The organism is Streptomyces sp. GQFP (assembly GCF_021545335.1).
Lineage (GTDB): Bacteria > Actinomycetota > Actinomycetes > Streptomycetales > Streptomycetaceae > Streptomyces.
Window position 1 is genome coordinate 7,977,963 of sequence record NZ_CP089312.1, and the last position, 17,949, is coordinate 7,995,911.

Below are 17,949 nucleotides of genomic sequence, written 5' to 3' on the forward strand. Positions count from 1 at the left end.
GCGGACTCGGGCGGGCGTGCCGGTGGGGCGGTGGGTGCGGGCGGGCGTGCTGGTGTGCCGCCGGGCTCGGGTGGGCGTGCCGGTGGGTCGGCGGATTCGGGTGGGCGTGCTGGTGGGCAGGCGGACCCGAGTTGGCGTGCTGGTGGGCAGGCGGACCCGAGTTGGCGTGCGGGTGTGCCGTCGGACCCGAGCGGCGGTGCCGGTGGGTCGGCGGGCTCGGGTGGGCGTGCTGGTGGGCCGGCGGGTGCGGGTGGGCGTGCCGGTGGGTCGGCGGATCCGAGCGGGTGTGCGGGTGGGCCGGTGGGTGCGGGTGGGCGTGCCGGTGGGTCGGCGGACTCGGGCGGGGGTACCGATGGGCCGGTGAGGGCGGGCGGACGTGCTGGTGTGCCGCCGGGCTCGGGCGGGCGTGCCGGTGGGTCGGCGGATTCGGGCGGGCGTGCCGGTGGGTCGGCGGACCCGAGCGGGCGTGCTGGTGGGCCGGCGGATTCGAGCCGGCGGGCCGGTGCCTCGGCGGGGGCGCGTGAGCGTGCCGGTTCCCCCGTGGGCGCGGTCACTTGGCCGGAGCCCCTTCGCGCCAGGGTGCTTGAGCGGCAGCGGGCGTACGACTTGCTGTACCGCGTTCCCGTCGCACGGGCGGCGGAGCTGCGGTCCCCGGGCCAGCGTCCGAACCCGGCGCTGCCGGTTCCGGCAGGGGGCGCTGCCTCCGTCCTTCCCGCGAGCCCGGCGGAATCGGTCGGCGTGGCGTCCGCCGAGACGTCCCCGGGGCAGCGGTGGCCGGCGGGGCTGGTCGGCTGGGTTCGCAGACGGCCCGTACAGGCAGGGGCGGTTGCGCTCGCGCTGTGTGCCCTGACCGCGCTGGTCGTCGTACTCGCCCGCCCGGAGGACCGTGCGGCCGCCGCGCCCCCGGGGACCGTTGCGACGGCGTCCGCCGACACCGCGGTCGAAGCCGGGGCCTCCCCGCCGACGCGGGAGAGCCCGGACGGGACGTCGGGCCCGACCACGTCCAGCAGCGGCACCGAGAACGCCGACGGGCCGGCCGTACCCTCACAGATCTCCGGCTCCACCGACGCCGGTGACGACGCTCCCACGGAGCCCGGCGCCCCCACGGCCACGGCCACCGGCTCCGCCACCGACGGCGGAACGGGCAGCGGCACCGGCGCCACCCCCACCACTACTCCGTCTCCGGTCAGTTCCTCGACGGAACCCGCCACGGCACCCTGGGTCACCGAGTGCGCGTACTACGCGGGCAAGGCCCGTACGGCCCTCGGCGACTCGGGCAAACGCGTCCAGCAGGTCCAGTGCATCCTGCTGAAGCGCGGGTACGACATCGGCGGCACCGGCGGCGTGGACGGCGTGTTCGGGGAGGGACTGGAGGCCGCCGTGAGCAGTTTCCAGAGCGACAAGGGCCTGGTCGCCGACGGCATCGTGAGACGGGCGACCTGGCCGGTGCTCCGCGCGACGGTGTGAACCGAGTTCACCTTCTGACGTACCGTCCGTGCGGGGCCCGCGTCCTTGGGCAGGGACGCGGCGGTAGGGTCCGAAAACGCTGTTCCCCCGTTCCGAGACAACGTTGTCCTCGGCATGACCAAATACGTGGAGGATGACCATGCCGCCTGCCCATGACCCAGCTGACGAGTTGCCGGAAGGCCTCCGTGCCCTGCGCGCCGACGTCCACCGCGAGCTGCGCTCCCTCGACCCGCGCGCCGCCGACCGCTTCACCGGGCTGCTCACCGGCACCTGGGGCCGGGCCATGCGCCCGCAGTCCGACGGCGAGGTCTTCGTCCTCACCGGCGACATCCCCGCGATGTGGCTGCGCGACAGCACCGCCCAGGTCCGCCCCTACCTCCTCGCCGCCGACGACCCGGCCGTCGCCGCCGCGCTCACCGGAGTCCTGCGCCGCCAGCTGCGATACGTCCTCGCCGACCCGTACGCCAACGCCTTCAACGCCGTACCCGACGGCTCCGGCGCCGGGTACGTCGACGATCCGGTCCCCGACCCGCTGGTCTGGGAGCAGAAGTACGAGATCGACTCGCTGTGCGCCCCGCTCCACCTGGCGTACGGCATCTGGCGGGCCACCGGCGGCCTCGGCCACCTCACCGCCGACGACCGCTTCGCCCGCGCCGCCCGCCGGATCATCGCCCTGTGGCGGGTCGAGCAGGATCACGAGAACAGCTCGCCCTACGAGTTCCGGCGCGAGGGCGACTGGGAGTACGACATCCTGGCCCGCGACGGCCGGGGCGCGCCGACCGCGCCCACCGGGATGACCTGGTCCGGCTTCCGCCCCAGCGACGACCGCTGCCAGTACGGCTATCTGGTCCCGTCCAACGCCATGGCGGCCGTCGCGCTGAGCGGCCTCGCCGAACTGGCGACCGCGCTCGGAGACCTCGACCTCGCCGCCGACGCCACGGCCCTCTCGGGCGAGATCGCCACCGGGGTACGTACGCACGGGGTGACCGCGGGGGCAGACCCTTCGGTGTACGCGTACGAAGTCGACGGTCTCGGCGGGCAGTTGCTGATGGACGACGCCAACATCCCGAGCCTGCTTTCGCTGCCCTACCTCGGCTGGTGTGACCCGGGCGACCAGCTCTACCTGCGCACCCGCGAGTTCGTCCTCAGCGACGCCAACCCCTTCCACTACACGGGCAGTTCGGCCTCAGGCGTCGGCAGCCCGCACACCCCGCCCGGCCACGTCTGGCCGCTCTCCCTCACCATGCAGGCGCTGACCAGCGACGACGAGGCCGAACGGGTCCGCCTCGCCGAGCTGCTGCTGCGCACCGACGCGGACACCGGTTCCATGCACGAGAGCTTCCACGTCGACGACCCCGCGACCTTCACCCGCCCCTGGTTCGGCTGGGGCGACGCCCTCTTCGCCGAGCTGCTGCTCGACCTGACCGGGCGGTCGACGGCACGGCTCCATCCCCGGCTGTCCGTGACCGAACGGCCCTCACGGTAAGGCCACTTACGCCCTGCCCGCGCCCGCGCTCGCCTACGATCGCGGGCGTGTGCGCAAACATTGTGGTCGCCGAAGACGACGCGAAGCAGGCCGAACTGGTGCGCCGCTATCTGGAGCACGAGGGTCACACCGTCACGGTCGTCGAGGACGGCCGGACGGCTCTCGACACGGTCCGGCACCAGGAACCCGACCTGGTCGTCCTCGACGTGATGATGCCCAGAGCCGACGGCCTCGACGTCGTACGGATCCTGCGTGCCGAACGCCACGAGGTGCCGGTGCTGATGCTGACGGCCCGCAGCACCGAGGACGATCTGCTGCTCGGCCTCGACCTCGGCGCCGACGACTACATGACCAAGCCGTTCAGCCCGCGCGAACTGACGGCCCGCGTACGGACGTTGCTGCGCCGCAACCGGCGCGGCACCGACCCGGCCGCCGAACCCGTACTCGCGCCCGAGCCCGAAGTAGCCCCGGACGAGAAGGTGTTGGCGGTCGGCGCGCTCAGGGTCGATCCGGCCCGGCACGAGGTGTCCGTCGGGGGTACGGCAGTTGAGTGCACGCCGGGTGAGTTCCGTATCCTCGCGGCGATGGCGGCCGAGCCCGGTCGGGTCTTCACCAGGGCGCGGCTCCTGGAGGAACTGCACGGCTTCGACAAGTACATCAGCGGCCGGACCGTCGACGTGCACATCATGAACCTGCGCAAGAAGATCGAGCGCGCCCCGCGCCGGCCGTCCCGCATCATCACCGTCTTCGGCGTCGGCTACAAACTGACGGACCCCGCGAAGAGCGTGCGCCATGCGTCGTCCTGAGAAGAAGGAGGGCGCGGCGGGTACGACGAAGGGGCGGCTGCCGCTCCGGAAGAGCCTCGCCGGGCGGCTGTTGACCGTGACCGCGCTGGTCGCCTCGTGCTCGGTCGCCGCCACCGCCTGGCTCGCCGTGCAGACGACCTCCGTCGCGATCCGCCAGGAACAGGGGCAGAACCTCAAGTCCGACGCGAAGATCTACGACACCCTCCTCGGCTACGCGGCCACCCACCCCGGCTGGGAGGGCGTCGACGCGACCGTGCGCGAACTGGCCCGGCAGTCCGGGCGCCGGATCGTGCTCACCACCCAGGACCGGCGCCCGTTCGTCGACTCCGCGAACTCGGCCTCCAGGGACGGCGGTTCGTCGGCGGCCTCGCTCGCCTCACAGCCCTCGGCGGTCGTCGACCCGCTGTCCGTCGACACCGTGCTGGTGCCCGACGCCGCCGAGACCGGTGCGGACCGGGTCGATCCACGGGCCGTGGGGCCCTTCCGGCTGCCCGCGAAGGAACGTTCCGCTCTGCGGAAGGCCTCCGAGGGGAGGGTGGCGTGCCTCAGCCAGATGGGGATCGCCGCGGACATCGTCGAGAGCCCCGGCGGACGGCCCCGCGTCCAGTTCGTGAGCAACGAGACCGACAACGCGGCCGAGGACGAGATCGCCCGCTCCCTGGAGGCGAAGTGCCTGGCCTCCTACCCCGTGTCCCCCACCCCGACCGAGCAGAAGGCCCTGCGCGGCCTCAACGAGTTCGCCGACTCCTGCCTGGAACGCCAGGGCCGTACGGGCGTGAGCCTGAACCTGGACCTGTCCTGGGACCGGAGCTGGGGATACGGCCAGGACGGCGCGAGCCGCGTCGCCGAGGACGGCACGGACAGGGAGGCGGCGGCGAAAGCGGAGGAGGCCGAGCGGCTCGCGGCCAAGGTCGCGGAGGACGACAGGGCCGCCAGAGCCGCAGAAGCCGCCAAGGCGGCTGAGGCCTCCGGGCGGAAGCCGGCTGTCGACGACGGGCTCGACTACCTCGCCGAGGTACGTGGCAGCGGATACGACCGGGCCATCGCCGCCTGTGTCGTCAGCGCCCGCCGCGAGCAGCTCACCGCCTATGTCGCCGCGCCCGCACTGCTGTTCATCGACGGCCCCGGCGCCGCGGGCGTGCCCGGCCTCGACCTCTCCCCGGCCAACACCGCGCGGATCGCCGGGGTCACCGCCCTGGTCCTCGCCCTCACCGTCGGCGCCTCGGTACTCGCGGGAGGCAGGCTCGTACGCCCGTTGCACGCGCTCACCGGCGCCGCCCAGCGGATGCGGGACGGTCTCGACTCGACGCCGGTGCCCGTGCCCGTCGGCTCCGACAACGAGATCGGGCGGCTGACGGCGGCCTTCAACGACATGGCCGCGCACCGGGCCCGCCTGGAGGAGCAGCGGAAGGTGATGGTCAGCGATGTCGCCCATGAGCTGCGTACGCCGCTGAGTAATATCCGGGGCTGGCTGGAGGCAGCCCATGACGGACTGGCCGACCCCGACCCGGCGTTCGTCTCCTCGCTGCTGGAGGAGGCGGTGCAGCTCCAGCACCTCATCAACGACCTCCAGGACCTGGGCGCGGCCGACGCGGGCGCCCTCCGGCTGCACCGCAAGCCGGTACGGGTCGACGAGCTGCTGGGCCAAGTCGCCTCCGCACACCAGGGGTTGGCCGAGACGGCGGGCGTCACCCTCACCGTCGCGACGGTGCCTGAGGGCGCGCCCCGGATGCCGCTTCTCGACGCCGACCCCGTACGGCTGCGCCAGGCCGTCAGCAACCTGCTCTCCAACGCGGTACGCCACACACCGTCCGGCGGCACGGTGACCCTGCGCTCGTACATCACAGGAGCCGACGGTTCCGGGGACGAGCTCGCGGTGGAGGTGTCCGACACCGGCAGCGGTATCCCGGCGGCCGATCTCCCGTACGTCTTCGACCGGTTCTGGCGGGCGGAGAAGTCCCGCAACCGCAGCACCGGCGGCAGCGGTCTCGGCCTGGCCATCGTCCTCAAGCTCGCCGAGGCACACGGCGGCACGGTCGACGTGGTGAGCGAGGAGGGGAAGGGGGCCACCTTCACCCTGCGGCTGCCGGCTGTCGGCAGCGGGGACGAAGGGGAGCCCGCCCGACCCTGATGGGATGACCACGGCGATCTGACAGGTTCCTCACAACTGGCCGTCAGGGTGGGGCCATGCCCGGAACCTGGTGCGGATCGAGCACCCAGGTACGACCAAGGCCGGGCTGGAACTGGAGTCCTAAATGTCCCGCCGTCTCACCCTGCGCCCGCTGAGCACTCTTCGTATCGCCGTGCTGACCGGCGTCGCGGCCGGCGCGCTGCTCGTCCCGGCCTCCGCGGCCTTCGCCACCGACCCGACCCCGACGCCGGGCGCGACCGACTCGACCCCGGCCGACAAGGAGGCACTGGAGAAGAAGAGGGCCGAGGACGCGAGGGCGCTCAAGGAGGCCGAGGCCCGGAAGGCCCAGGAGGCCAAGAAGGCCGGCAAGGACTATCCGCGGGGTGGTGTCGCCGCGGGGGAGGCCCCGGCCGGCGACAACACCGGGGCCCTGATCGGTTCGGCCACGGGTGCGGTGCTCCTCGCGGGGGCGGGTACGTACGTGGTGCGTCGCCGTACCAGCGCGCGTCGCTAAGCGCGTCGCTGCGCGGTGTGTCGTCGGTCGTCTGCGGCGCCGTCGTGGCTGGTCGCGCCCCGCGGCGGAGCCGCAAATCAACACAGCCCCGCGCCCCTTAGGGGCGCGACATGGTGGCGCCGCCCCTTCACCGGGCGGCGCCACGCGTGTTCCCGCACTCGGCACCCTTGCTCTGGAGTCCGCGTTGTCCCCTGTACGCCGTCCCCGCCTCGCTGTCGCCCTGTTCGCGTTCGTTGCTCTGCTCTCCGGCTGTTCGTCCGCCCCCGAACCGGAACTCCGGGTCGGGCCCAGCGTCTCGGTGCCCGAACGATCCGAGGAGTCCGTGACCTCCACGGCCCCCGAGGAGCGTGCCGTCCCGGCCGAGGTCGCCGTTTCCTCCCTAGGGATCGCCAGTTCGCTGATGGAGCTGGGACTGAACACGGACGGGACGGTCGAGGTTCCGCCGGCCGAGAAGGGGATGACCGCCGGCTGGTACACGGGCGGTGTCGTGCCCGGTGAGGTCGGCGCGGCCGTCATCATCGGCCACAACGACACCCGCTTCGGCAAGGCCGTCTTCCACGACCTCAAGAAGATCACCAAGGGCGCGGACATCACCGTCACCGACGCGAGCGGCGACGCGGCCCACTTCACCGTCACGGACACGGAGAGCGTCGGCAAGAACGCCTTCCCCACGGAGAAGGTCTACGGCCCGACTCAGGACCGTGCCCTGCGGCTCATCACCTGCGACGGCGACTTCGACGCCCAGGGCCATCCGGTGAACAACCTCATCGTCTACGCGACGCTGAGCTGAGGTCCGTATGCGGAATATCACATGCCGGATTCGTCCTGCCGTCACGAGTAACGTCCAAACGATCCCTGCCTTAACTCTCAAGTAATGGCCATGAGTTGTTTCGATGCGTACTCCAACTGTTCCTTCAGCACCTACTCTCCCCACAAGTCCATGTACGGAGAAACAGGGCAACAGGCGGGCTGAGGACAATGAAGCCACTTCGTCCCACGGATCCGGAGCAGTTGGGGCCGTACCGTACTATCGCGCGACTTGGCGCAGGGGGGATGGGGGAGGTCTTCCTCGCCAAGGACGACCGGCAACAGACCGTGGCCGTCAAGGTCATCCGCCCGGAACTTGCTTCCGGCAGGGCCTTCCGCAACCGGTTCCGCCGCGAGGTCGACGCGGCGCGCGCGGTGAGCGGCACCTACACGGCGTCCGTCGTGGACGCCGACCCGGACGGGCCCGTCCCCTGGCTGGCCACCACGCACATCCTCGGCCCGACGCTCGCCGATGCGGTCAAGGCGTACGGACCGCTGCCGCAGCGATCCGTCCTGGCACTCGGGGCCGGGCTCGCCGAGGCGCTGATCGCCGTACACTCCGCGGGACTTGTGCACCGCGACCTGAAACCGTCCAACGTGCTGCTCTCCGCCGAGGGCCCGCGCGTCATCGACTTCGGTATCGTCCGGGCCACCGACGGTTACGAACTCACCCTGTCCGGCGTGCTGTTGGGCTCCCCGCGGTACATGTGCCCCGAGCAGGCCACCGGCGATCCGATGGGTCCGGCGGGGGACGTGTTCTGTCTTGGCTCGGTCCTGGCCTACGCGGCCACCGGGAAGTCGCCCTTCGACGGCTCGTCGGCGGCCACCCTGCTCTACCAGGTGGTGCACGGCACGCCCGACCTGACGAGGGTCCAGGAGCCGCTGGACACGATCATCGGGTTCTGTCTCGAGAAGTCCCCGGGGGCCCGGCCCAGCCCGGACCGGGTGTCGGCGGCGTGCGCGCCCGGCGGCGCCGACGCGCTGGACTGGTACGACTGGCTGCCGGAAGCCGTGCTCGACTCGATCGGACGGCAGGCCGCCGCCCTGATGGACCTGGACCTCGGGGGCGACGGCAGGACGGGCGTCCGTGAGCGGGAGGCAGCCCGCGTAGGCGCCACAGCCGCCCCCGGCCCCGGATCCGGCTCCGGATCCGGATCCGGCCCCGGGGGCGTCCGCGTGGGCCCGCGCCTGGCGGCCGTCCAGCGACTGATCACGGAGCGGCGCCCGAGCGGCCCCCACCCCGTGGTCTTCCCCGAACACCCGGAACACCCGGAACACGCAGGACATCCCGAGCACGCAGGACATCCCGAGAACGCAGGACATCCCGAGTCCCCGGCACGGCCGAAGCCCGGCCCGACACGCGAGCAGGCCCCCGCGCCGGCGCCCGCCCAGTCGCCCGAGCGGGGCACCCATCGCGCCCGGCGCTCCCTGCGGCCCGCCCCCTCCCGCCGCCGAATCCTCACGGCTGGCGCGCTCGCCGTGGGCACCGGCCTCGCCGCACTGCTCCACGGCTCGAACGGCCGGTCGGGCGGCGGTGTGGCGGCGCCGTCCGGCACCGCGCCGGAACCGCTGTGGACGTACCGGAGCGATCCGCTCGTCCAGGCACCGGCGGTCTTCTACAACGAGACGGCCCTGCTGAAGACACAGTCGGGCGCGTTGTTCAGCCTCGGCGTCACCGACGGCACCAGTCCCCGCTGGACCTACCGGGGCATCAGCCAGTCGCCCACCCCGCCCCTGCTCGTCTCGGACGCCGTCGTCGCCCTCGGCACCGGCGCGACCGTGATCGGCGTCGACCCGGCCACGGGCGTGGAGCGGTACTCGCTGGACTTCGGGACGGACTTCCGGTTCGACACGCTGCTCGGCGGGGTCGGCGACACGGTCACCATCATCGGACTGCGGTTCGACCGTGAGGGCACCCCGGACGGGGCGCAGGAATCGGTCACCTCGACGAACGTCGTCCTCGGTACGGATCTGGGGTCGCGCCTGGCCAGTGTCATCCCGATCAGCGCGCAGGACATCGGGCTCGACCTGAAGCCGGTCATCGACGCCAGTCACTTCGTCTACATCGACGGCCTGCACCGCCTCACGGCCCGGGGCACCGACGGGCGCGGCAACGTGCTGTGGAGCCAGCGCATGACGTCCGACTCGGAGACCCGGTCGGCCCCGGTGGTGCTCGACAAGACCGTCTTCGCCGCCGACAGCGAGCTGATCGCGGTGGACCTGGAGTCCGGTGCGCTGCGCTGGCGGGTGCGGGAGGAGAACGGCGGCTTCGCGTCCGTCGCCGCCGCGGAGGACACGGTGTACTGCACGACGAGGAACCCGCACGGCGTCGAGGCGTTCGACGCCGCGACCGGTGCCCGGCGCTGGTTCCGGGAGACGCCCCGGCTCGACCTGGAGAACCCCCTCGTCGCGGGCGGCAGCGCGGTCTTCGTCACGGCCGAGGCCAACAAGAACGGGTTCTACGCGATCGACGCCCGACGGGGCGAGCTGCTCTGGAACTTCACCGACGGCCGGGACACCGGCATCAACGACTGGCAGCTCTCCTGCGATCTGGGCGCCGGCAGTGACCACCCGCTGATCGCCCAGCACTTCGACAGGGTGTACGCGCTGCCGATGCCTCACAGCTGAAAGGCATCGTCAGCGGCTACTCTCCGGCGCCCGGGTCCTCCGCCCAGGCGGCGGAGGGCTCGGGGGTGCCCTCCGCGAAGGCCGGGGCCTGGAAGGGGTTGATCACCGGGGTGGGGGTGTCGGTCTTCTCGTGGACCGGGAGCTGTTCCGGTGCGGAGAAGAGTGAGGTCGTTCCTACAGCTGAGTTCACAGAACGGTCAGCTTGGCGTAGGGGCTGGTGATCCGCTGCTGCATTCCGCCGAAGTCGACGAGCACCGCGATGCCGTCCTCGACGGTGGTCACTCGGCCGAGGCCGAACACATCGTGAGTGACCCGGTCTCCTACCGCGAACCGCTTGGCAGGTGGTGCCACAGGGGCTTTGAAGGGGCTGGTGGGCAGATGGGCCTTTGTCGCCGCTGTTTTAGTCATTGTGACGCCAGTATGCTCCGCTCCGGACCGCCGTGGGCCGCGTGCGCACTACCTGCTCTTGCCGGCCGAGCCCCCGTCCGCCCCGCGAACGAGGCCGCGGACGGCGCGCGATCCCGCCCGTCGGCGAGGCTTGCGCAGGTCAGATGGGGTGCGACGGGCCGGGTCGAGTTCCCGCACAGGCCGGTCGGGCGGGACGGGCCCGGGCAGAGCAATCATGAAGAGTTATCGTTCGGTAGCCACCCGGGGGCCCGCCACTCGGCCCCGGCCGACCTCCACTCGGCCCCGGCCGGCCGTCGCACGGCCAGGTTCCCGGCGCTCAGAGGTACTTGGCGAAGAGCGGCGACAGGGGGGCAGGGGGGCAGGGATGGCAGGCGGGCAAGGGGGGCAGGCGGGCAGGTCCGCTCATTCCCGTCCCGACGCGCTCACTGCCAGTACCCCCACCACCACAGCCCCGACGAGCAGTGGAATCCCCAGGCCGTGGTGGACCACCAGCCACGCCCCGAGCAGCGCGCCCAGGGCCATCGCGGCCACCGACGCCGAGCGGCGCGGCGAGTGCCTGCCCGTGCCGCCGGCCGCGCGGGAGTCGGCGGCGAGGCCGGTGAGGGTCATCGTCAGGACGGTGGTCGTGAGGTCGGGGACGCCGAGCCTGCGTACCGTCGCGTTGCGCAGGCCCATCGCGAAGGCGGTGACCGCGATCAGGGTGTAGACGGTGGCGGTCGCGTCCGGCGCCGCGAAGGCGACCGCCGAGGACGCGCCCAGGAACACCGCCTCGACGGCGAGGGTCACCCGGGCCCACCTCCGGCGCGAGCCGCCGCCCAGGCGCCCCGCGACCCGCCCGCCGGCCACCGCACCCACCACGAACGACGTCAGCGACACCAGCGTGTGCGGTACGGAGAAGCCGGGCGCCCCGGCGGCGGCGAAGCCCAGCACGACGACGTTGCCGGTCATGTTCGCCGTGAAGACATGCCCGAGCCCGAGATAACTCACGGCATCGATCAGCCCACTGACCACCGTCAGCACCAGCAGCACGACGACGAGACGCAGCCCGCGCGATTCGGTTGCCTCGGCACTCATCGGGCCAGTTCACCACGGAGGTCTCTTGACGGGGGCTGCGGTGAGTGTCTTCAGGGGCGCGGGAAACTGCGCGACCAGCCACGACGCACCCGCAGGCAACAGCGAATGTCCGAGTACGACAACGGGGCGACGGCCCCCGACCCAGGAGGGTCGGGGGCCGCCGCCCCAGTCAGGTCAGGTCAGGCCGGCCCGGCTCAGTACCAGCCGTTGGCCTGCCAGAAGTTCCAGGCCGCGACGGGGCTGCCGTAACGGTCGTTCATGTAGTTCAGGCCCCACTTGATCTGGGTGGCCGCGTTGGTCTTCCAGTCGGAGCCGGCGGAGGACATCTTCGAGGCAGGGAGCGCCTGGACCAGGCCGTACGCCCCGGAGGAGGCGTTGGTCGCGTCGACGTCCCAGCCGCTCTCGTGCTCGACGATCTTGCTGAACGCGTTGAACTGGGTGTTGTTCGGGATCATCTTGTGCGCGATCGCCTTGGCATCGGAGGCGGAGGCGGAGGTCGCCGCCTCGGCGGGGGCCGCGGCCAGGACCATACCGGCGGTGGCGGCGGCCACGGCGGCGGTGGTGAGGGCCTTCTTCGGCGAGGCGATGGTGCGGGCGATGCGGGAGACGAACACGGAGAACCTTTTTCTTCGGGGTCAGGGCCGTCGCGGGCAAGCCGGTGCCGGGTGGTGCGTACTGCGTGGGTGGCGGTGACATGCGGCGGCGCCGCGACCCGTGGGGGTTCGTCGGCGCCGTGCGACTGCTCCAGAGAAACAGGCTCGACAGGCGTCCGCAATCACCCCTTTTGCTAGTTGTGGTCGTATGTGGGTTTAAGGCGGCATTTGTGACGTGGCTCTCAATGGGCAGGTCAGAGCCGGTTTCTGTGTGGCCATGACACGAACATCGATCTACTACTCCGCTTCGGAAGTGACCTGCGTCCTGTGGGCCGCTTCACGCGCCGGGCGCGTCGAAAGTGACCTGGCTCTCGAAGGCGGCCCGCCGTGTGGCCCTCCGGAGTGCCTTGAGGACGGTCGTGCCGAGGGTGATCGTCAGTACGACGGTCAGTACCGCACGCCCCAGGTCCCAGCCGAGGGAGGTCGCCAGGCAGTACGTGACGAAGCGGGCCAGGTTCGTCGGCACCGGCGCGTCCGGCGCGAAGGCGATGTTCGAGGCCAGCTCGCCCATGAAGGGCCAGCCTGCCAGGTTCATGACCGTGCCGTAGGCGAAGGCGGCGAGGAAGCCGTAGGCGGCGAGCAGAACCAGCTCCGCCCGACCGCGCAGCCGCTCCGCGCCCGGCAGTAGCCCCGCGCCCATCGTGAACCAGCCCATCGCGAGCATCTGGAAGGGCATCCAGGGCCCGACCCCGCCCGTGAGCAGCGCGGACGCGAACATGGTCACCGAGCCGAGAACGAACCCGAAACCGGGTCCCAGCACCCGCCCGCTGAGCACCATCAGGAAGAACATGGGCTCCAGCCCGGCCGTACCGGCGCCCAGCGGACGCAACGCCGCCCCGGCCGCCGCCAGCACACCGAGCATCGCCACGGCCTTCGGACCGAGCCCCGACTCGGAGATCGTCGCCGCGACCACCGCGACGAGCAGCACAAGCAACCCGGCGAACAGCCAGGGCGCGTCCTGCGCATGCGCACTCACAGCGGAAGCGGGCGGCGCAAGAAACGGCCACCCGAACCCCACCACACCGACGGCACCGACGAGGACGAGGGCAGCGGTCGAGCGTGGCCCGAGCCGGACGGGGCGGGGCTTGCCGGTGCCGTTCACTGGAGGGCCTCCCGGACCTGTGCGACCGTGAGCCATCGTTGTGGGGCCAGGATCTTGGTGACCTGGGGTGCGAAGGACGGTGATGCCACGACAACCTCCGCCGTCGGGCCGTCGGCGACCACCTCTCCGTCGGCCAGGATCACGACCCGGTGGGCCAGCTCGGCGGCGAGTTCCACGTCGTGGGTGGCCAGCATGATCGCGTGGCCCTCGGCGGCCAGTCCGCGCAGGATGCCGATCAGGCGGGCCTTCGCCGCGTAGTCGAGACCCCGGGTCGGCTCGTCGAGGAGTAGCAGGGGCGGCCGGGCTGTCAGTACGACGGCCAGCGCGAGCGCGAGCCGCTGGCCCTCGGACAGGTCACGCGGGTGCGTGTCGTCCGTGATGCCGGGCAGCAGCTCGGAGACCAGCGCCCGGCAGCTCCCCGCCCCGGCGCCCGCATCCGCGTCGGCCGCCGCGCACTCGGTGGCGACCGTGTCCGCGTACAGCAGGTCACGTGGCTCCTGCGGTACGAGACCCACGCGGCGTACGAGATCCCGGGGCGCCGTCCGATGCGGCACCGCGCCCCCGACGCGCACCGACCCGGCGGCCGGCTCGACGAGCCCGACCAGCGCGCCGAGGAGCGTGGACTTCCCGGCGCCGTTGCGACCCATCAGGGCGACCGTCTCGCCCGGGGAGACGGTGAGGGTGACGCGCCGCAGCGCTTCGACGCGGCCCCGGTGGACGGTCAACGCGTCGACTTCGGCCGGGCAAAGGGCCGTTGGGGGCGGCGGGGTCTTGCGGAAGAGGCGGCGAGGCGTGGTGGGGGTGGGGGTGGGGGTGGGGGTGGGGTCAAGTGTGGGTTCTCGTACGGGAGTTGTGGTTCTGCGGAAGAGGCGGCGAGGCGCTGATGCGGGTGTCTCGACTGCCGCCGCCGGTACGGGAGTTGGCGTATGCGCCGGGTACGGGCGGTCCGTGAGCCGCTCCCGCAGCTCCCCGGCGCTGCGGCGGGCGTCGCGGACGGTCAGGGGCAGCGGGGACCAGCCCGCCAGGCGGCCGAGGGCGACCACGGGTGGGTACACCGGCGAGTACGCCATCACCTCCGCCGGGGTGCCGACGACGGGCGCGGCGCCGGGGGAGGGAAGGAGGGCGATGCGGTCGGCGTACTGGACGACCCGTTCCAGCCGGTGCTCGGCCATCAGGACCGTCGTCCCGAGGTCGTGGACCAGGCGCTGCAGGACCGCCAGCACCTCCTCCGCAGCCGCCGGATCGAGCGCGGACGTCGGCTCGTCGAGGACCAGGACCCTCGGGTGCGGCGTGAGGACCGAGCCGATCGCCACCCGCTGCTGCTGGCCTCCGGAGAGCGTGCCGATCGGGCGGTCGCGCAGCTCGGCCAGGCCCAGCAGATCCAGGGTCTCCTCCACCCGGCGGCGCATCACGTCCGGGGCGAGGCCCAACGACTCCATGCCGTAGGCGAGTTCGTCCTCGACGGTGTCCGTCACGAAGTGGGCGAGCGGATCCTGGCCCACCGTGCCGACCACGTCGGCGAGTTCACGTGGTTTGTGGGTACGGGTGTCCCGGCCCGCCACCGTCACGCGCCCGCGCAGGGTGCCCCCGGTGAAGTGCGGCACGAGACCGCTGACGGCACCCAGAACTGTCGACTTGCCGACCCCCGACGGCCCGACGAGCAGGACGAGTTCACCCTCGGGCACCTCGAAGTCGACGTGCTGGACGGCGGGTTCGGGTGCCTCGTCATACGTGACGGAGACGTCCTCGAAGCGGATCACGACGGCTCCTTCACGGCGATGGGCTCGACTGGCCTACTGGCAGGCGGACTTGGGGCGACGAAGGCCGGGAGCAGGCCCAACAGCACCGCCGCCGCAGGCCACAGCGGCAGGGTCGGGGAGACGAGCGGTACGACACCGGGATGCAGCGCCGCCGAGCCGCCGGAGCTGACGGAGGCGAGGACGAGAAGCGTCGCCACCGACACCCCCGACCCCGCGACCAGCCACGCCCGTACGCCCCACACGTCCGGCCGGTACCGCGTACGCAGCGAACGCCGGCCCCCGAGCCACAGCCCGCCCAGCGCCGCCGCCAGCCCGGCCAGCAGCACCGGCAGCCCGTACGTACCGCCCGCCGCCGTCAACAGCCCGTACGTGCCCGCGCAGACGCCGAGCAGGCCGCCCAGGGTGAGCGCGGCGGTCGTACGGCGGACAGCGGCCGGGACCTCGGCTGTACGGCCGTATCCGCGTGCCTCCATCGCCGCCGCCAGCGCGACCGACCGCTCCAACGCGCCCTCCAGGACCGGGAGTCCGACCTGCAGCAGGCCCCGTACACCACGGTCCGGACGGCCACGCAGCCGACGGGCGGCGCGCAGCCGCTGGACGTCCGCGATGAGGTTCGGCGCGAAGGTGAGGGCGACGACGACGGCGACACCGATCTCGTACAGCGCGCCCGGGAGGGACTTGAGGAGCCGGGCCGGGTTCGCGAGGGCGTTCGCGGCGCCGACGCAGATGAGGAGCGCGGCCAGCCGCAGACCGTCGTACAGCGCGAAGACCAGCCCCTCGGCGGTCACCCGCCCCCCGACGCGCACCCCCTGCGCCCAGTGGGGGAGCGGGAGTTCGGGGAGCGTGACGAGGACGTGCGAGCCCGGGATAGGGGAGCCGAGAACGACGGCGAAGCCGAGCCGAATGACAAGCACGGCCAGCCCGAGCTTGACGAAGGCGCTGTAGGAACGCGCCCAGGGAGCGTCGGTGCGATGCGTGGCGACGACGTACCCGGCCACGGCGATGAGCAGGCCGAGGAGAAGCGGGTTGGTGGTACGGGTGGCGGCGGTACCGAGCCCGAGCGACCAGACCCACCAGGCACCGGGATGGATGGAGGAGGCGCTCGCGCCCCGACAGGGGCGCGGGGAACTGCGCGACCAGCCCCCACCGCCCCGCGGCCAAAGAACAACCCACCCACCAGAGCGCTCAGACATGCCTGCGGCGCCGCGTCTGCCAGACCGCCGCCGCACCAAGCAGCACGACAACGGCAACACCGGCGAAGAGACCCACGGACGGGCCACTGCCCGAATCCGTGCCCCCGACGGACTCACCCGCCGACACCACCTCGCCGCACCCCACGCGCGGATACCCGGCGATCGCACACAGCAACGCACCGGAGTTGTACCGCAGCGGCTCGGCCACGGACGCGAGGGCATCCGCCGTGGTCGCGTCGGGGGACACACGGGCGCACGCCGTACGCGTCGCGGGCGGACTCTCACCGACCGGCGCGTCGGCGGACGTACCGAAGTCGATGACGAGCGCGACCCGCTTCCGCCCGTCCTGGGCGGGCGTCCGCGCACAGACGACCCCGAACACGGCACCGCCGCGAGGCTGGGCGGCGTCCTTCGACTGCTGGCTGACGGCGAACCGGAACCCCTGGACGTCACCGTCGGAGGGAACGCCGGTGGACGGCCCGACCGTGGCGTACGTCCACGCATCGCCGCTGCGCTCCCAGAAGGACCAGTAGCGGTAACCGGCGGCCTGGGCGGGCCCGACGCTCGCGAGGAGACAACTGAGCAGCACGACCAGAGTCAGCGGCAGCACCCGGCGCCGCATCACGGCTGCTGCCTCTTCCGCTGCCCACTGAGCAGAAACCCGATCCCGATACCGGAGACGAGAAACACACCGACGGTCCACCACGTCCCGAACCCACTGTCGCTGTCCTTGGCGGAGGCCGCTGAAGAGGGAGACGGGGACACTGGCGTCGGCCCCGTCGCGTTGAGCAGGCTCACCAGATCCCGCCCGCCGAAGTCACGCGGATCGGCGGCCCCTGCGCCGGCGGCGAGGATCAACTGCGCGTACGCCGCAGGCCCCGCCTGCTTCGCCCACTGCGCGGAGTTGCCCTCCAGCCAGTCCAACGCACCGGCGGCCCGCTGACCCTGACCGACGGTCGCCAGGGCGACGACGGCGTCGGCGGTGTTCCCGTAGTCGGGCTGGTCCTCGGCACCGGCCAGCGCGGAGGTGAGGTGCTTGTCCTTGGCGAGGGCTTGTACGAGATAGGCGGCACCGTTGCGAGCGACCTGCGCAGGCTCGGCGGAGGCGGACTGCGAACAGGTCAGAGACGTGTCGGCCGATTTCCCGGCCGCCGCCCCACCGAACCCCTTCCCCAGCACGCCGACCACGGCCGCAGCCGTCGCATCGGCGTTGGCGACGAGCTTGCCCTTCTTGTCGGGCTGATAGGCGAAGGCACCCCCGCCGCTCCCGCCGCCGCACGGCAGAGCGAACTTCACGAGCAGGTCGTACGGCGACTTGCCACCCTTGACGACCCCGCCGGGTTTCTCACCGGCGGCGGCGAGGGCCCCGACGACCACGGAGGTGGAGTTCGCGTCGCTGGCGCCACCGGCCGCGTATCCCCAGCCACCGTCCGCGTTCTGCACGGACTTCAGCCAGGTGACGGCCTTGCCGACCACGGCGTCCTGCCCGCCGAGGGCGGCGAGCGCCTGGACGGCGGCGCCGGTGCTGTTGGTGTCGACAAGGGTTTTGGCACCGCACGCCGAACCGGCATCGCTCCGGAAGGCCGCGAACCCACCGTCGGCACACTGCTGCCCAGCCAGCCACTTCACGGCCGAGGCGGCAGGCTTCACCCCCACCGTGTCCTGGGCGAGCAGGGCGAGGGACTGGCGCCAGACACCGTCGTAGGTGGGATCGGAGGTGCCGTACAACCCGGCGGGGAGGGCGGAGGCCGAGGGGGACGGAGAGGCGGCGGACGCCGACCCGCCCCCGGCGATGGCGGAGACGACGACGGCGATGACGGCCAAAGCCGCGGCGCTGCGGCGGACATTCATGATCGGCGGGATGCCTCTCCCTGCGGGGAGACGGGCAGCACGGGACACCCCGGGCGGCTCGGCTCCGTA

The 17,949-nt window shown here is 72.4% G+C and carries 16 protein-coding genes; 7 read left to right on the forward strand and 9 right to left on the reverse strand.

The genetic code is table 11. The annotated features are described in order from the left end of the window. Nucleotides 1-738 precede the first annotated feature (738 nt). The 7 genes from LUX31_RS36010 (at nt 739) to LUX31_RS36040 (ending at nt 9,839) form a co-directional block, all read left to right on the forward strand. A complete protein-coding gene (locus LUX31_RS36010; RefSeq protein ID WP_235480180.1) occupies nt 739-1,467 on the forward strand; it encodes a peptidoglycan-binding domain-containing protein in 729 nt (242 codons plus the stop codon). Nucleotides 1,468-1,606: 139 nt separating this feature from the next. Further along, complete coding sequence (locus LUX31_RS36015) at nt 1,607-2,953, forward strand: glycoside hydrolase family 125 protein (protein WP_235479491.1); 1,347 nt, start codon at nt 1,607-1,609, stop codon at nt 2,951-2,953. A gap of 47 nt (nt 2,954-3,000) precedes the next feature. Next, complete coding sequence (locus LUX31_RS36020) at nt 3,001-3,759, forward strand: response regulator transcription factor (protein ID WP_235479492.1); 759 nt, start codon at nt 3,001-3,003, stop codon at nt 3,757-3,759. Then, on the forward strand, nt 3,746-5,890 hold the full coding sequence (locus LUX31_RS36025; protein WP_235479493.1) for a sensor histidine kinase: 2,145 nt from the start codon (nt 3,746-3,748) through the stop codon (nt 5,888-5,890). Before LUX31_RS36020 ends, LUX31_RS36025 begins: the two co-directional genes overlap by 14 nt. A gap of 124 nt (nt 5,891-6,014) precedes the next feature. Further along, entirely contained in the window at nt 6,015-6,404 is a 390-nt protein-coding gene (locus tag LUX31_RS36030; protein WP_235479494.1) for a hypothetical protein, read from the forward strand. Between the two features lie 184 nt (nt 6,405-6,588). Next, entirely contained in the window at nt 6,589-7,194 is a 606-nt protein-coding gene (locus LUX31_RS36035; RefSeq protein ID WP_235479495.1) for a class F sortase, read from the forward strand. 188 nt (nt 7,195-7,382) lie between these two features. Continuing rightward, nucleotides 7,383-9,839, forward strand: a complete 2,457-nt coding sequence (locus LUX31_RS36040; RefSeq protein WP_268828245.1) for a protein kinase domain-containing protein — start codon at nt 7,383-7,385, stop codon at nt 9,837-9,839. A gap of 16 nt (nt 9,840-9,855) precedes the next feature. On the opposite strand, the gene LUX31_RS36045 is transcribed toward LUX31_RS36040, so the two are convergent. The 9 genes from LUX31_RS36045 to LUX31_RS36085 all read right to left on the reverse strand — a co-directional run bounded on the left by LUX31_RS36045 (nt 9,856) and on the right by LUX31_RS36085 (nt 17,880). Next, complete coding sequence (locus LUX31_RS36045; protein ID WP_235479497.1) at nt 9,856-10,029, reverse strand: hypothetical protein; 174 nt, start codon at nt 10,027-10,029, stop codon at nt 9,856-9,858. Beyond that, entirely contained in the window at nt 10,026-10,247 is a 222-nt protein-coding gene (locus LUX31_RS36050) for a hypothetical protein (RefSeq protein ID WP_235479498.1), read from the reverse strand. Before LUX31_RS36050 ends, LUX31_RS36045 begins: the two co-directional genes overlap by 4 nt. Before the next feature lie 402 nt (nt 10,248-10,649). Continuing rightward, nucleotides 10,650-11,321, reverse strand: a complete 672-nt coding sequence (locus LUX31_RS36055) for a YoaK family protein (protein WP_235479499.1) — start codon at nt 11,319-11,321, stop codon at nt 10,650-10,652. A 194-nt stretch (nt 11,322-11,515) separates the two neighbouring features. Further along, nucleotides 11,516-11,935, reverse strand: a complete 420-nt coding sequence (locus LUX31_RS36060; protein ID WP_235479500.1) for a transglycosylase SLT domain-containing protein — start codon at nt 11,933-11,935, stop codon at nt 11,516-11,518. A gap of 316 nt (nt 11,936-12,251) precedes the next feature. Next, the gene (locus LUX31_RS36065) at nt 12,252-13,112 is read right to left on the reverse strand and encodes an ECF transporter S component (protein WP_235479501.1); all 861 of its coding nucleotides are present in this window, start codon (nt 13,110-13,112) and stop codon (nt 12,252-12,254) included. Continuing rightward, complete coding sequence (locus LUX31_RS36070) at nt 13,073-14,836, reverse strand: ABC transporter ATP-binding protein (protein ID WP_235479502.1); 1,764 nt, start codon at nt 14,834-14,836, stop codon at nt 13,073-13,075. The genes LUX31_RS36065 and LUX31_RS36070 overlap by 40 nt, the downstream gene beginning before the upstream one ends. Then, complete coding sequence (locus tag LUX31_RS36075) at nt 14,833-16,029, reverse strand: energy-coupling factor transporter transmembrane component T (protein ID WP_235479503.1); 1,197 nt, start codon at nt 16,027-16,029, stop codon at nt 14,833-14,835. Before LUX31_RS36075 ends, LUX31_RS36070 begins: the two co-directional genes overlap by 4 nt. After that, complete coding sequence (locus tag LUX31_RS36080) at nt 16,022-16,651, reverse strand: SCO2322 family protein (protein ID WP_235480181.1); 630 nt, start codon at nt 16,649-16,651, stop codon at nt 16,022-16,024. The genes LUX31_RS36075 and LUX31_RS36080 overlap by 8 nt, the downstream gene beginning before the upstream one ends. Next, nucleotides 16,651-17,880, reverse strand: a complete 1,230-nt coding sequence (locus LUX31_RS36085; protein WP_235479504.1) for a prenyltransferase/squalene oxidase repeat-containing protein — start codon at nt 17,878-17,880, stop codon at nt 16,651-16,653. Before LUX31_RS36085 ends, LUX31_RS36080 begins: the two co-directional genes overlap by 1 nt. Nucleotides 17,881-17,949 lie beyond the last annotated feature (69 nt).